Consider the following 15,949-nt stretch of genomic DNA (forward strand, 5'->3'; position numbering starts at 1 on the left):
TTCACCGTTTTTGCTGGCGGCTCCGCTGAGCCGCCACGGCCTAGTTCCAGGAGGGGTTATGTCTGCAACATCAACGCCATCGCGACCCATGCGCGGCGCGCGCAAGAGCATTTCCACCGATTCGACCAGCCTGGTCAGCTTCCGGCCATTGTTCGAGCACGGCGGCTTGCCGTTGCTGTGCACGCCGAATGTGCCGGGGGTCAATCTGATCGAGTGGTCGGCGCAGAACCGCGATCTGATCCAGCAGCAGTTGCACAACGGTGCGTCGATTCTGTTCCGTGGTTTCGACGTGGCCGACATCGACCAGTTCAACCGTTGCATCGATGCGATTTCCGGTGGCGCCCTGCAGTACCTGTTCCGCGCTTCGCCGCGCACCCAGATCACCGGGCAGTTCAATATCTACAGCTCCACCGACTACCCGTCCGGCGAGCGGATTTTTCCGCACAACGAGCACTCCTACTCGCCAGTGTTTCCGTTGCACCTGTACTTCTATTGCGACACACCGTCAGAAACCGGTGGCGAGACGCCGCTGGGCGATACTCGCCAGATCCTTTCGCGGATCGATCCAGACGTGCGCGACGCCTTTGCCCGCAAGGGCATTCTGTATGTGCGCAACTATGGCGACGGCATGGGCCTGCCCTGGCAAACCGTGTTCCAGAGCGAAGTGCGCAGCGAAGTCGAAGCCTACTGCGCGCAGATCGGTGTTGAAGCCGAATGGAAATCGGGCAACCGCCTGCGCACCCGCCAGCGCGGCCCGGCCATGGTCCGCCACCCGCAGACCGGCGAGCGCGTGTGGTTCAACCACGCCACCTTCTTCAATGCCCTGACCTTGCCCGACAGCATCCGCGACAACCTGCTGCGCGAGTTCGGCCCGCTGGACTTGCCACAGAACACCTTCTTCGGTGACGGCACGCCGATTCCCGATGACGTGGTGCGCCACCTGCAGCAGATTTACCGCGACGTCATGGTCGAGTTCGCCTGGCAAAAAGGCGACGTGGTGCTGCTCGACAACATCCTCACCGTTCACGCGCGCAATGCCTTCACTGGCCGCCGGAAAATTCTCACCGCCATGGCCATCGCGCAGAAAAGCGCCGAGCTGGCACTCGATCAAGGAGCCTCTGCATGACCACTTCCAACCCTAGCGGTGAGATCTTCCAGACCTCGGCCCAGCAGGCGCTGGCACTGACAGCACAGGGCGCCGCCGAGCGTCCCGGTCAGGCGTGGGTACTGCTTAGCCTGGCGCAGCTTGCGGATACCACGACCCTGACCCAGGCACTGCGCACCCTCGGTCAGCGCCATGAAGTGCTGCGCACGGTCTACCGCCGTTTGCCGGGCATGAGCTGGCCGGTGCAGGCGGTGCTGAGCGAAGCGCCGGTGCGTACCCATGCCAGCGCCGACCAGCACCAGGCCCTGGCCTGGGCCTGCGAGCAGGTGGCGGGTACGGAGGAGGTGAGCCTTGCCGTCAGCACGGTGGCCGGTCCGCAGCCAGCTGTGCTGCTGCTCGGCGTTGCCGCCAGCTTCGACCGCAGCACTTTGCTGGCGCTGGCCAACGAACTGCGCGCGCTGTGCGAAGGCCGCACGCTGGCCGACAATGAAGAAGAACTGCAATACGTCGACTTCGCCGCCTGGCAGCAAGAGCTGCGCGAAGAAGCGCTCGGCCGCCAGGGCGCGGCCTTCTGGCAGGAGCGTGTGCGCGGCTATCAACTGCCGCATCGTTTGGCGTTCGAAACGGCCAGCGAACCGGGCCTGGCCCGCCATCGTGCCCAGGCGCCCTCGACCCTGGCCAGCCAGGACCCGACCCGCACGCTGACCTTGTGGGCTGCCTTCCTGGCGCGTATCAGCCAGCAGGACCGCGTGTTGCTGGGCGTCGCGGTAGACGGTCGCAATGAAGAACTGGAAGGTGCCTATGGCGCTTACGCCCGCAGTTTGCCGGTGGCGTTCGACAACCGCCGCAGTGCCAGCCTCGATGAACTGAGCACCGAAGTGGCCGCGAGCCTTGAGCAATCGCGCTCCTGGCAAGACTGCCTCAATGAGTTCGAACTGGGCCTGTGCCGCTATGGCTTTGCGGTGCGCAACGACGCCTTGAGCACGGGTGTGCTGGCGCTGGAAGTCGAGGCACCTGCTGAGTTGCTGCGTCTGCAGTTGACGCCGGGGCAGGCCACCCTGGATGCCCGCGCCGATGCCTTCGAACCGGCCGCACTGCAGGTGCTGCTGGGGCAGTTCCTGATCTTCGCCGACCAGGCCCTGAAGGCGCCCACGCAGGACTTGGGCCAAGCCACGCTGCTGGATGATGCCAGCCGCGAGGCGCTGCTGACGGCATTCAACCAGCGGGCTGCTGCATTGCCGCAGGCGCGCACCCTGCATTCGCTGTTTGCCGAGCAGGCCCGGCAACACCCGCAGCGCATTGCCTTGAGCGTGGCGGGTGAGCGCTTGACCTACGCCGAGCTGGATTGCTTGTCCAACCAGGTGGCCAATACCTTGCGGGCGCAGGGCGCCGGGGCCGATCAGGTGGTGGCGGTGTACGGTCAGCGCAGCCGCGAACTGGTGGTGGCCTTGCTGGGGATTCTCAAGGCCGGTGCTGCCTACCTGCCGCTGGACCCGAATTACCCGGCCGAGCGCCTGGCGTTCATGCTCGCCGATGCGCGGGCCACGCAGCTGTTGACCAGCATGCCGTTGCCGGTCGCCTGGCAGCAGGTGCCCGCATTGAGCGTCACCTCACTGCAAGCCGGCAGCGCGGTGTGGTCGGCCAGTGAACAAGCGCTGGACGCAGGCACCGAGGCAGGCAATCTGGCTTACGTGATCTACACCTCCGGCTCCACCGGCAAGCCCAAGGGGGTAATGGTCAGCCACGCCAATGCCGTGGCCTCGACCCTGGCCCGTGGCCGCTTCTACCGCGAGCCGCTGACGAACTTCCTGATGCTCTCGTCGTTCTCCTTCGACAGCTCGGTGGCTGGGGTGTTCTGGGCCTTGAGCCAGGGCGCGACGCTGACCTTGCCGGATGAGCACAATCACAAAGATCCCCAGCAATTGGCGGCGCTAATCGCCAGCGAAGGCGTGTCGCACTACCTGACCCTGCCGTCGTTTCACGCGCAGATTCTGGAGTACCTCGACGCGCCGTCGCTGCGCTGCGTGATCGTCGCCGGTGAAGCCTGCGCCACAGAGGTGCTGCAACGTCACAGCGAGCGCCTGCCCGGGGTTGCGCTGGTCAACGAATATGGCCCGAGTGAAGCCACGGTATGGTCCACCGCAGCCTACCTCGACCCGCTCGATCGTCACGGCATTGCCATTGGCAAGCCCATCGACGGCCTGCGCGTGCACCTGCTCGATGCGCAGCTGGAGCCTGTGGCGGTCGGCCTTGAGGGCGAGCTGCACGTGGCTGGCGCTGGCCTGTGCCGTGGTTACCTGCAGCGTCCGGCGCTGACTGCCGAGCGCTTTGTCCCCGACCCGTTCGCCCGCGAACCGGGCCAGCGCCTGTACCGCAGTGGCGACCTGGCGCGCTACCGCATCGACGGCCAGATCGATTACCTGGGGCGGATCGACCAGCAAGTGAAAATCCGTGGTTTTCGCATCGAACTGGGCGAAATCGAGAACGCCCTGCGCGGCGGCCGCGGGGTCGAGGATGCGCTGGTGATCGCCCGTGATACACCAGCGGGTAAACAATTGCTCGCCTTCGTCGTTTCTACTCAGGAAGGCCATGAACAACTTGGCCTGGACCTGCACAGCCACCTGTCCCAGACGCTGCCCGAGCACATGCTGCCGGCGCGTATCCGGGTACTGGAACGCTTCCCGCAGACCCCTAACGGCAAGCTCGACCGCAATGCCCTGTTGGCCCTGGACAGCCGCCGCAGCCAGTACATCGCACCACGTACCGAGCTGGAGCAGACCCTGGCCGCGATCTGGGCCGAGGCCCTGCAGGTGGAAAAAGTCGGCGTGCACGACAGCTTCTTCGAGCTGGGCGGCCATTCCCTGTTGGCAACCGCGATCCGTACCCGGATTCAGGAAGCCCTGGGCCTGACCATTCCACTGCGGGTGTTCTTCGAGGGCGAAACCCTCGAACGCCTGGCAGAAGAAATTCAAGCATTGCGTGAGCAAGCCGGTAAACAGCACAACACAGTGGACTCCCTGGAGGCGCTGTTCGACGAGGTTGAAGCACTATGAATGCGGTACCGGACAGAATGCTGGCGCTGGCGCAGCGCTTTTCAGGGATGTCGGTCGAAGCCCGGCAAGCCTTGCAAGGCAAAATGCGTGAGCAGGGCCTGAGCCTGGAAGCCTTGCCGATTCCGCCACGCGCGGCCGGCCTCGATGTGCTCCCGGCGTCTTATGCCCAGCAACGGCTGTGGTTCATCTGGCAATTGGAACCCCAGGCCAGCGCCTACAATCTGACCGGTGCCTTCCGCTTGCGTGGCGCGCTTGACCGTGCCGCGCTGGAACACACCCTGGCCGCGCTGCTGGCGCGCCATGAAGTACTGCGCACCACCTTCCGCCTTGACGGAGACAGCGTGCAGCAGGTGATCCATGCCCGCATGGCGTGCCCGCTGGTGCAGGTCGATGCCGACCCGGCCGGCCTGCAAGACGCCATCGCGGTGGCCGCCCAGGCGCCGTTCGACCTCGAGCACGGGCCATTGCTGCGTGCCCGCCTGATTCGTCTGGGCGAACAAGAGCATGTGCTGGTGCTGACGCTGCATCACATCGTCACCGATGGCGCTTCGCTGCCGATCCTGATCGAAGAATTCACCCGCCATTACGCCGCCTTCGCCAGCGGTCAGGTGCCGCACTTTGCGGCGTTGCCGATCCAGTACGCCGATTATGCGCAGTGGCAACGGCTGTGGCTGGAGGCGGGCGAGGGCGAGCGCCAACTGCAGTACTGGCGTGAACAGCTGGGCGACGAGCATCCGCTGTTGACCCTGCCGCTGGACCACAAGCGTCCGCCAGTGAGCAGCCAGCAGGGCGCGAGCGTCGCGCTGCAGGTGCCAGCGACCGTGCTTGACGGCCTGCGCGGGGTGGCCCGTGACCAGGGCTGCACCGTGTTCGTGGTGTTGCTGGCCTCGTTGCATGCCTTGTTGCATCGCTGCAGCGGTGAGCGCGACATCCGCGTCGGTGTGCCGATTGCCAACCGCACGCGCAAGGACGTGCAAGATCTGCTCGGCTTTTTCATCAACACCCAGGTGCTGCGCAGCCAGCCTGAAGCGCATCAGCCGTTCAGCAGCCTGGTCGAGGCGCTCAAGCACGCTGCGATTGGCGCTCAAAGCCATCAGGATGTGCCGTTCGAACAGCTGGTCGATGCCCTGCAAACGCAGCGCAGCCTGAACCAGAGCCCGCTGTTTCAAGTGATGTTCAACCACCAGCAGGCTGCTGCCGATAACGTCGGGCGCTGGCAGTTGCAAGGGCTGGAGGTGGAAGTGCTGGGCTGGGAAGAGCGCAGCAGCAAGTTCGACCTGATGCTCGATACCGTCGAGCAGGCCGATGGCCTGAGCGCCGCGTTCACCTTTGCCACCGACCTGTTTGAAGCGGCCACCATCGAACGCATGGGCCGGCATTGGCTCAATCTGCTGCGCAGCGTAGTGCGTGACCGGCATGCTGCGCTGGGCGATCTGTCGCTGCTCGATGCCGATGAACAGGCAGCGACACTGGCGCAGTGGAACCCTGCAGCAATGCATTACGCGCCGGGCGCGTGCCTGCACCAACGTATCGAGCAGCAAGCCGCACAGCGCCCTGAGGCCACGGCGGTGGTCTGCGAAGGCCAGCGCCTGAGCTACGGCGAGCTGAACCGCCAGGCCAACCAACTGGCCTGGCGCTTGCGTGAACGCGGCGTCGGCCCCGACGTGCTGGTCGGTATCGCTTTGCCACGCTCGGCGCAGATGCTGGTCGGCTTGCTGGCGATCCTCAAGGCGGGCGGTGCCTACGTGCCGCTGGACCCGGACTACCCGCAGGAGCGTCTGGCCTACCTGATCGAAGACAGCGGTACGCGCCTGGTGATCAGCCAGTCCGATCTGATCGAACGCTTGCCATTGCCTGAGGGCGTGCACACCCTGTTGCTGGATGAATCCACCGAGTGGCTGGCGGCCGCCCCGCAGCATGACTTGCCGAATCTCACCCGTATCGACAACCTGGCTTACGTCATCTATACCTCCGGCTCCACTGGCAAGCCCAAGGGCACCTTGCTGCCGCATGCCAACGTCTTGCGCCTGTTCGACGCCACCCAGCAATGGTTCGCCTTCGACCAGCACGATGTCTGGAGCCTGTTCCATTCCTATGCCTTCGACTTCTCGGTGTGGGAGATTTTTGGTGCGTTGCTGTATGGCGGCACGCTGGTGGTGGTGCCGTACGCGGTCAGCCGCTCGCCGCAGGATTTCCATCGCTTGCTGCGCGAGGAGGGCGTGACGGTGCTGAACCAGACGCCATCGGCCTTCCGTGCGCTGATCGAGGTGGCTTGTGCTGCCCGTGATCAAGGGCCGTTGGCCCTGCGCACCGTGGTGTTTGGCGGTGAAGCGCTGGAGGTCAATGACCTGCGTCCGTGGTTCGAGGCCTTTGGCGACCGCCAGCCGCAACTGGTGAATATGTACGGCATCACCGAAACCACCGTGCATGTGAGCTACCGGCCCTTGAGCCTGGCCGACCTTGATGCCGGCAACAGCAGCCCGCTTGGCCTGCCGATCGACGACCTTAGCTGGTACTTGCTCGACAGCCGTCTCAACCCGGTGGCCAAGGGCTGCGTTGGTGAGCTGTATGTCGGTGGCGCGGGCCTGGCCCGTGGTTATCACCAGCGTCCGGACCTGACCGCGACACGCTTTATCGCCGACCCGTTCGCCACGGTGCCGGGCGCGCGCTTGTACCGCACCGGCGACCTGGCGCGCTACAGCGCCGATGGCAGCCTGGAGTACATCGGTCGTATCGACCATCAGGTGAAGATCCGCGGGTTCCGTATCGAACTGGGCGAGATTCAGCGTTGCCTGCAGAACCATCCGCAGGTGGCCCAGGCCCTGGTGCTGGTGCACGAAGCCAATGGCAGCAAACAGCTGGTTGGCTATCTGGTGGCCAAGGCCGGGGTCGAGGCCGGTAGCAGTACTTTCCGGCAGGGCTTGCGCGATTTCCTGCGCGCGGAACTGCCCGACTATATGGTTCCGGCGCACCTGATGCCGCTGGACGCCTGGCCGCTGACCAGCAACGGCAAACTTGATCGCAAGGCCTTGCCGCTGCCGGGCGCAGAGCGGGTACACAGCGCCTGGCAGGCGCCGCAGAATGCCCTGCAGGCCGAGCTGGTCAGGCTCTGGGAAGAAGTACTCAAACGCGCGCCCATTGGCATTGACGATAACTTCTTCGAGCTGGGCGGCGACTCGATCATCTCCATCCAGTTGGTCAGCCGTGCGCGGCAAAGCGGTATTCGCTTCAGCCCCAAAGACCTGTTCCAGCACCAGACTGTGCAAAGCCTGGCCCGGGTGGCGGTGCGCAGCGGTGCCGTGCAGGCCAGCCAAGGCCCGGTGCACGGCGCCGCGCCGCTCACGCCGATTCAGCACTGGTTCTTCGAGCAGCCAATCGCGCAGCGCGCGCACTGGAACCAGTCGGTGCTGCTCACCGTGCGCCAACGCCTCGATGCGCAGCGCCTGGGTGAAGCCTTGGCTGCGGTGCTGCAGCAGCACGATGCCTTACGCCTGCGTTTTACCTACGCAGATGGTCAATGGCATCAACAGCACGCCAGCGATGCCGGTGAGCAAGCGCTGGTGCAAGTCGCCCAGGCGGCCGATGCCGACGCCTTGCTTGCCCTGTGCAACCAGGCCCAGGCCAGCCTCGACCTGAGCCAGGGGCCGCTGCTGCGTGCCTTACTGGTGGACATGGCCGACGGCAGTCAGCGCTTGCTGCTGGTGGTGCATCATTTGGTGGTCGATGGCGTGTCGTGGCGGGTGCTGCTTGAAGACTTGCAGTTGGCCAGTCAGCAGCAGCCCCTGGCGGCCAAGACCAGCAGTTATCAGCACTGGGCGCAGCGCCTGCAACAGTATGCACAGAGCCCCGCGCTGCTGGCCGAGGCGACGTACTGGCATGAACAGTACCGCGAGGTGCAGCCACGCCTGCCGAGCCGGGCGGTGGACACACCGGCCGCCGAGCAGATCCTCGCGGTGGAAACAGCCCTCGATGCCGACAGCACCCGCCAATTGCTGCAACAGGCCCCGGCGGCCTATCGCACGCAGATCAATGACCTGCTGCTGACCGCGCTGGCGCAGGTGATCTGCGCCTGGACCGGTCAGGCGTCAACGCTGGTGCAGCTTGAAGGCCATGGCCGCGAGGAGCTGTTCGACGACACAGACCTGAGCCGTACGGTTGGTTGGTTCACGTCGATCTTCCCGGTCAAGCTGACCCCGGCCGTTGAACCGGGGGCAAGCCTCAAAGGCATCAAGGAACAACTGCGAGCGGTGCCGCACAAGGGCATCGGTTTCGCCATTCTGCGCTACCTGGCGGATCAAGGTCTGGCGGCACTGCCGGCACCGGCGATCACCTTCAACTACATGGGCCAGTTCGACAGCAGCTTCGACGCCCAGGCCGCGTGGCAACCGGCGCTGGAAAGCGGCGGCAACGAGCAGGCACCGGGCAGCACGGTGCTCGAAGGGCTGAGCATCAACGGTCAGGTCTACGAAGGCCAACTGCGCCTGAGTTGGTCGTTCGACCCGCGCCGTTTCGAGGTCGCGCAGGTGCAGGCGCTGGCCGATGCCTACGCTCAGGCTCTGCGCGCACTGATCGCCCACTGCCTGGCCAGCGACGGCGGGCTGACCCCGTCTGACGTGCCGTTGGCCAGGCTCAGCCAGCAGCAGTTGGATAACCTCGCGCTGCCTGCCAGTGCCATCGAAGACCTGTACCCGCTGTCGCCGATGCAGCAGGGCATGCTGTTCCACAGCCTGTACGACGAGGAGCCCGGTGCCTATGTGCATCAGTTGCGCCTGGATGTCGAGGGCTTGCAACTGGAGGCGCTGCGTCAGGCCTGGCAGGCCACGCTGGACGCCCATGACACGCTGCGCGCCAGCTTCCTCTGGGGCGATCGCTACAAGCAACCGCTGCAGTTGATTCGCCGTCAGGTCGAACTGCCGCTGCTGCTGGCTGACTTCCAGGGTCAGCCGCGCAGCGCCCTGGACGCTTTCGCCGAGGCCGATCGCCAGCGCGGTTTTGACCTGGCCGCAGCACCGCTGCTGCGGGTCAATGTGTTGCGTACCGATGCCCAGCGCTACCACCTGATCGTCACCCACCACCACATTCTGCTCGACGGCTGGAGCACCTCGCAGTTGCTCGGCGAAGTCATGCAGCGCTACGCCGGCATAACCCCGGCCGCTGCCGCTGGGCGCTATCACGATTACATGGCCTGGCTCGCCGCCCAGGACCCACAAGCGGCGGAGGCCTTCTGGAAAACCCAGCTGGGTGAACTGCAAGAGCCGACGCTGCTGGCCAACTGCACGCAAGGCGTCGCCGCCGCTGGTTTCGGTGAGTACTTCCAGGTGCTCGACCAGGCCGCCAGCGAGCGCCTCGGCCAGTTCGCCCGCCAACACAAGGTCACCCTCAACAGCCTGCTGCAGGCGGCCTGGCTGTTGCTGTTGCAGCGCTACAGCGGACAGGACTGCGTGGCCTTCGGCGCCACCGTCGCCGGGCGCCCGGTGGAACTGCCGGGTATCGAGCAGCAACTGGGCCTGTTCATCAACACCTTGCCGGTGATTGCCAGCCCGCACCCGCAGCAGTGTGTGGTGCAGTGGGTGCAGGCGATCCAGGCGCAGAACCTGAGCCTGCGCGAGTTCGAGCACACGCCGCTGGCCGAGGTGCAGCGCCTGGCCGGGCAGGGCAACCTGTTCGACACCTTGCTGGTGTTCGAGAACTACCCGCTGGCCGAAGCCCTGCAACAGGGGCCGGACACCGGCCTGCGCATCCTCGACGTCGAAGGCCGCGAACAGACGCACTTCCCGCTGACCATTTCGGCCGACTTCGGCGCGCGCCTGTCGCTGCGTTACAACTACGCCCACGCCGCCTTCAGCGATGACTTCATTGCCCGTGTGCACCAGCACCTGTGCAACTTGCTGCTGGCCATGGCCGCAGCGCCGGAGGAGCTGCTCGGCCGCCTGGAGCTGCTGGCAGCGCCGGAGCGTGAGCAGCAACTGCAGAGCTGGAACGCTACTGCCGTGGCTTACCCGGCCATGCAGCCCGTGCAGCGCCTGTTCGAGCTACAGGCCGAACGCACCCCGCACGCGCCAGCCCTGGTGTTCGGCGACCAGCAACTGAGCTATGCCGAACTCAACCAGCGCGCCAACCGCCTGGCACGGCGCCTGCGCGAGCAGGGGGTCGGCCCTGAGGTGCTGGTGGGGATTGCCGCCGAGCGCTCGCTGGAGCTGGTGATTGGCTTGCTCGCCATCCTCAAGGCCGGCGGCGCCTACGTGCCGCTGGACCCGGACTACCCGGACGAGCGCCTGGCCTACATGATCGAGGACAGCGGCATCAACCTGCTGCTGACCCACAGTGATCTGCGCGAGCGCTTGCCTCTGCAGGCCGGGGTGCAGGTGCTGTGCCTGGATCAGCTGGACCTGAGCCACGGCGATGACGCCAACCTGGCGCTGATGCTGGACGGCGCCGGGCTGGCCTACATGATCTACACCTCGGGCTCTACCGGGCGACCCAAGGGCGCTGCCAACCGCCACGATGCCTTGTACAACCGCCTGGTGTGGATGCAGGCGGCGTACCCGATCGGTGCTGGCGACACGGTGCTGCAGAAAACCCCATTCAGTTTTGACGTGTCGGTGTGGGAGTTCTTCTGGCCGCTGATGGTCGGTGCGCGTCTGGCGCTCGCCGAACCGGGGGCGCACCGCGATCCGGCAGCCTTGGTGGCGTTGATCAAGCGTCATCAGGTCAGCACCCTGCACTTTGTGCCGTCGATGCTGCAGGCCTTTGTCCGCGACGACGGCGTGGCCAGCTGCGCCAGCCTGCGTCAGGTGATCTGCAGCGGCGAGGCGCTGCCAGCCGAACTGCAACGCCAGCTGTTGCGCGTGCTGCCGTGGGCCGCGCTGTACAACTTGTACGGCCCGACCGAGGCGGCAATTGACGTCACCCATTGGACCTGCCGCGACGATGGCAGCCACAGCGTACCGATCGGCCAACCGATCGCCAACCTGCAAACCTATGTGCTGGACAGCAGCTTGCAACTGCAGGCGGCAGGCTGTATCGGCGAGCTGTACCTGGGCGGTGTCGGGCTGGCCCGTGGTTACCACCGGCGCCCAGGGCTGACCGCCGAGCGCTTTGTCGCTTCGCCGTTCGCTGCCGGTGAGCGTTTGTATCGCACCGGCGACCTGGCCCGTTACCGCGCCGATGGCGTAATCGAATACGTCGGGCGCATCGACCACCAAGTGAAAATTCGCGGCCTGCGCATCGAACTGGGTGAAATCGAGGCGGCACTGCTGGAGCAACCGGGAGTTGGCGAAGCGGTGGTGCTGGCACTGGACATCGGCAAAAGCAAGCAACTGGTGGCCTACCTGGTGCCGCATGCGCACGGCTATTCGCTCGATGCCTTGAAGGCGGCCCTGGCAGAACGCCTGCCCGAGCACATGCAACCGGCACAATTGATCGAACTGGAGGCGATGCCGGTCACCGCCAACGGCAAACTTGATCGGCGTCGCCTGCCGGTCCCGCAGGTGCGCAGCCAACAGGGCAGTGCGCCACGTACGGCGCTGGAGGCGAGCCTGCTGGCGATCTGGCAGGCGCTGTTCGAACGTCAGGACATCGGCATCGAAGACGACTTCTTCGAACTGGGCGGTGACTCCATCGTCTCGATTCAGGCCGTGGGTCTGGCACGCAAGCTGGGCCTGGCGATCACTCCGAAACAGGTATTCAGCCACCCGACCATCGCCGCGCTGGCGCAGGTTGCCGGGCAGGCTGAGGCGGAACCTGCTCCCGCTCCGGCACTCGCCTCGGTGACACTCGACAGCGCGCAGCTGCAGGCCCTGGGCCTGAGCGCCGAACAGGTGGAAGACGCGTATCCGCTGTCGCCGATGCAGCAGGGCATGCTGTTCCACTCGCTGCAGGACGGTGACGACGGCCTGTACGTCAACCAGATCGAAGTCGGTGTGGTCGGTGCCGACCCAGAGCGCATGCAGGCAGCATGGCAGGCAGTGGCCACCCAGCATGCGATCCTGCGCACGGCGTTCCTCTGGGAGGGCGAGAAAGAGCCGCTGCAGGTGGTGCTGCGCGACGCGCCGGCGCTGCTGACGCTGCTCGACTGGCGCGAGCGCGACGACACTGCCCAGGCGCTGCGCGAGCTGGCCGACAGCGAGCGCGCAAACGACTTCAGCCTCGGCCGTGCACCGCTGCTGCGCGTGCTGCTGGTGCGCACCGACGCGGCACGCTACCGGCTAATCTGGACTTACCACCACATCCTCATGGACGGCTGGAGCGTCTCGCGACTGATCGGCGACGTGTTGCGACACTACAGTGGCGAAGCGTTGCCGCCGGTGGCCGAATACCGCCACTACATCGGTTGGCTCAAGCAGCAGGACCCGGCCCGCAGCGAAGCGTTCTGGAAGGCTCGCCTGGCTGAGCTGGAAGGCCCGACCCATCTGGCCCGCGCGCTGCCGGTGAAGGCACCGGGTGAAGGCTACCGTGCGCTGTACACCCAGCTCGATGGCGACCAGACCGCACGCCTGACGCAGTTCGCGCAAAGCCAGCGGGTCACCCTCAACACCCTGGTACAGGCGGCCTGGCTGCTGTTGCTGCAGCGCTACAGCGGCCAGCGCACGGTGACCTTTGGCGCCACCGTGTCGGGCCGCCCGGAAACCCTGGAAGGTTCCGAGCAGATGCTCGGCCTGTTCATCAATACCTTGCCGGTGGTCAGCACGGTGCCGACGGAGCAAGCGGTGGGTGACTGGCTGCGCGAGGTGCAGGCCTACAACCTGCAGATCCGCGACCATCAGCACACCCCGCTCAGTGATATCCAACGCTGGGCCGGGCAGGGCGGGCAGGCGCTATTCGACAGCATCATCGTGTTCGAGAACCAGCCGGTGGACCGCACCCTGCGCGAGTGGGACGGCGAGTCGCTGCGCTTTGAAGACGTTTCTGACTTCGGCCTGACCAGCTTTGCCATGGACTTGATGGTCAGCGTCGATGATGGCGGCTTGCGCATCGAATACATGCACCAGTGCGAGCAGTTCGACCTGGCCACCGTGGAGCAGTTGCGCGGGCATATGGAAAGCCTGATGCAGCGCCTGTGTGACGACCCTGCGCAGGCGGTCGGCTGCCTGGGTTTGGTGGCAGGTCAGCCGCTGCAATTGCAAGCGGCTCCAGCGCCGCAGCCAGCGATCCCGGTGCACCGCTTGATCGCGCGGCGTGCCCAAACTCAGCCAACGCACCCGGCCCTGGTGCTGGGAGACGACGTGCTCGACTACGCCACGCTCGAGCGCCGTGCCAATGCCCTGGCCGTGCAATTGCGCGCACTGGGTGTCGGTGCGGAAACCGTGGTCGGCGTGTTCATGGAGCGCTCGCTGGAGCTGGTGGTGTCGCTGCTGGCCGTGCTTAAAAGTGGCGGCGCCTACGTGCCGCTGGACCCGGACTACCCGGCCGAACGCCTGCGCTACATGATGGCCGATGCTGGCATGAGCGTGCTGCTTACCCAGCAGCGGTTGCAGGCGCGGGTCAGTGTCGAGGCCTCGGTGGAGTGCCTGGCGGTGGATCAACTGGATCTGGGCACAGACGTTGATGCTTCGGTCCTGCCAGAGGTCGACGCTCAGGGGCTGGCGTATCTGATCTACACCTCGGGTTCCACCGGCAAGCCGAAGAGCGTGGCCGTTTCCCATGGCCCGATCAGCATGCATGTGCAGGCGATCGCCGCACTGTACGAGATGGACAGCAACGAGCGCGAACTGCACTTCATGTCGTTTGCCTTCGATGGCGCCCATGAGCGCTGGATGACCGCGCTGATCAGTGGCTCGACCCTGGTGATCCGTGACAACAGCCTGTGGACGGCCGAGCAGACGCTTGAGGTGCTCGCCCGCCAGCGCATCACCGTGGCCTGTTTCCCTCCAGCCTACCTGCTGGAATTGGCCGAACACGCCGAATCCCTTGGTGTGGCGCCGCCGGTGCGAGTCTATTGCTTTGGCGGTGATGCGGTGCCTGATGCGACCTTCGAACGGGTCAAACGCAGCCTGGCGCCGAAGTACCTGGTCAACGGCTACGGCCCAACCGAAACCGTGGTCACCCCGCTGCTGTGGAAGACCCCACTGGCGGGCAGTTGCGAAGCCATGTACGCACCGATCGGTAAAGCAGTCGGTGTGCGTACCTTGTACGTCCTCGATGGCGATCTCAATCCGTTGCCGACAGGCTTCGTCGGTGAGTTGTACATCGGCGCTGAAGGCGTCGCTCGCGGCTACCATCAGCATCGCCAGCAAACCGCCGAACGCTTCATCGCCGACCCGTATGGCGAGCCGGGTTCACGTTTGTACCGCACCGGCGACCTGGTGCGCATGCGCAGTGATGGTGTGGTGGATTACGTTGGCCGGGTCGATCATCAGGTCAAAGTGCGGGGCTTCCGCATCGAGCTGGGCGAGATCGAGGCACGGCTGCGCGAGCAGGCGGGTATCAAGGATGCCCTGGTGGTGGTGCGCGACAGCGCGCAAGGCCGTCAGTTGATCGGTTACGTGGTTGCCGCTGCCGAGGCCGGGCTTGACCGCCGCCTGTTGCAAGCCCTGCGCGAGAGCCTGCCGGACTACATGGTGCCCGCCCAAGTGGTGGTGATGGCGCAGTTCCCGCTGACCCCCAACGGCAAGCTGGACCGAAAAGCACTGCCCGATCCGGACTTCGCTGCCCGTGAGCACGTCGCCCCAGGCACGCCGCTGCAAGCAGCGCTGGTGCAGATCTGGCAGCAGGTGCTGGGCATCGAGCAGGTCGGTATCACCGACAACTTCTTCGAGCTGGGCGGCGACTCGCTGCGCACCTTGAAGGTGATCTCGCGGGTGCGGGCGATGCCAGAGCTGGGCTTCGAGCTGAAGCTGCGCGACATGATGGCCAAGCCCACCATTGCAGATCTCACAGCCGAGCAGCCCCACACCGCGCAAGCGCCGCAGGCCCTGTTGCTGCTCAATCAGCCGGTGGCCGACAGCGCGCCGTTGTTCTGCCTGCATGCCGGTTTCGGCACCGTGTTCGACTACGAGCCACTGGCGCGGCGCCTGGAAGGGCAGCGTACGGTGTATGGCGTGCAGTGCCGGATGTTGCTGGACCGCCAGTGGCAGGACCGCTCGCTGGAACAGATGGCCCTCGATTACACCGCTACCATCCGCGCCAAGCAGGCGCAGGGCCCGTATCACCTGGCCGGCTGGTCGCTCGGCGGTGCCCTCGCGGTGCTGGTGGCCCGGGCGCTGGAGGCTCAGGGCCAGGCGGTACGCTGGCTGGGCTTGATCGACAGCTATGTGCCGCTGGAAACACAGCACGGCGACGACGATTGGCGCGCGGATCTGCAAGCTTTCCTCTGCGCCACCCTGGGCATGGACGCGGCGGCCGTAGAGCCGGTGCTGGCAGGGCATCAGCGCATCGACGCGCAGCAGGTGCCCGAGCTGATCGCCGGGGTGATTCAGCGTCAGCCTGATCAGGCGGGAGGCTATGCCTTGCTGGGGGCTGAAGAACTGGTGCACACCTTTGTCGTCAGCGAACGCCTCAAACAGCTGTCGCGTGAGCTGGCAGCGTTGCCGCAGGTGCGCGCGCCGTTACGCTGCTGGTGGGCCAGCGGCAACCCGACTGCCGAGCGTGCCGCGCTGGAAGCGCAGCAAACGCGCATCGTGCAAACCCAGGTGGTGCAGGCCAGCCATTACGACATCCTGCATCAGGCAGACTGCCTGCAAGGGCTGTTGGCGAGCCTGGAAACCGAGGTGGTTACCGAAGGCTGAGCCGTCGATTCGGCACGTTGCAGTAAATAGCCACGCTCGACTTACGTTAGTGAGTCGAGCGTGGT

Annotated in this window: 3 protein-coding genes; all 3 read left to right on the forward strand. The window is 65.6% G+C overall.

Annotated elements, in window-relative coordinates; all coding sequences use genetic code 11:
* Positions 1-58 precede the first annotated feature (58 nt).
* Genes ACP6KB_RS09610 through ACP6KB_RS09620 form a run of 3 tightly spaced genes read left to right on the forward strand, consistent with a single transcriptional unit; the run spans position 59 to position 15,884 of the window.
* Positions 59-1,126, forward strand: coding sequence for a TauD/TfdA family dioxygenase (locus ACP6KB_RS09610; RefSeq protein WP_442113495.1), 1,068 nt, complete (start codon positions 59-61; stop codon positions 1,124-1,126).
* Complete coding sequence (locus ACP6KB_RS09615) at positions 1,123-4,158, forward strand: non-ribosomal peptide synthetase (protein ID WP_442113496.1); 3,036 nt, start codon at positions 1,123-1,125, stop codon at positions 4,156-4,158. Before ACP6KB_RS09610 ends, ACP6KB_RS09615 begins: the two co-directional genes overlap by 4 nt.
* Positions 4,155-15,884 (forward strand): amino acid adenylation domain-containing protein, encoded by an 11,730-nt coding sequence (locus ACP6KB_RS09620; RefSeq protein WP_442113497.1) that lies wholly within the window; start codon positions 4,155-4,157, stop codon positions 15,882-15,884. Before ACP6KB_RS09615 ends, ACP6KB_RS09620 begins: the two co-directional genes overlap by 4 nt.
* Positions 15,885-15,949: the final 65 nt, after the last annotated feature.

This window comes from Pseudomonas sp. NUPR-001, from assembly GCF_052147955.1.
Classification (GTDB): Bacteria; Pseudomonadota; Gammaproteobacteria; order Pseudomonadales; family Pseudomonadaceae; genus Aquipseudomonas.

Bases quoted from the DNA above. Each gene is read 5' to 3' on its own strand.
- ACP6KB_RS09610 (WP_442113495.1), top strand. From the start codon at position 59: ATGTCTGCAACATCAACGCCATCGCGACCCATGCGCGGCGCGCGCAAG.
- ACP6KB_RS09615 (WP_442113496.1), top strand. From the start codon at position 1,123: ATGACCACTTCCAACCCTAGCGGTGAGATCTTCCAGACCTCGGCCCAG.
- ACP6KB_RS09620 (WP_442113497.1), top strand. From the start codon at position 4,155: ATGAATGCGGTACCGGACAGAATGCTGGCGCTGGCGCAGCGCTTTTCA.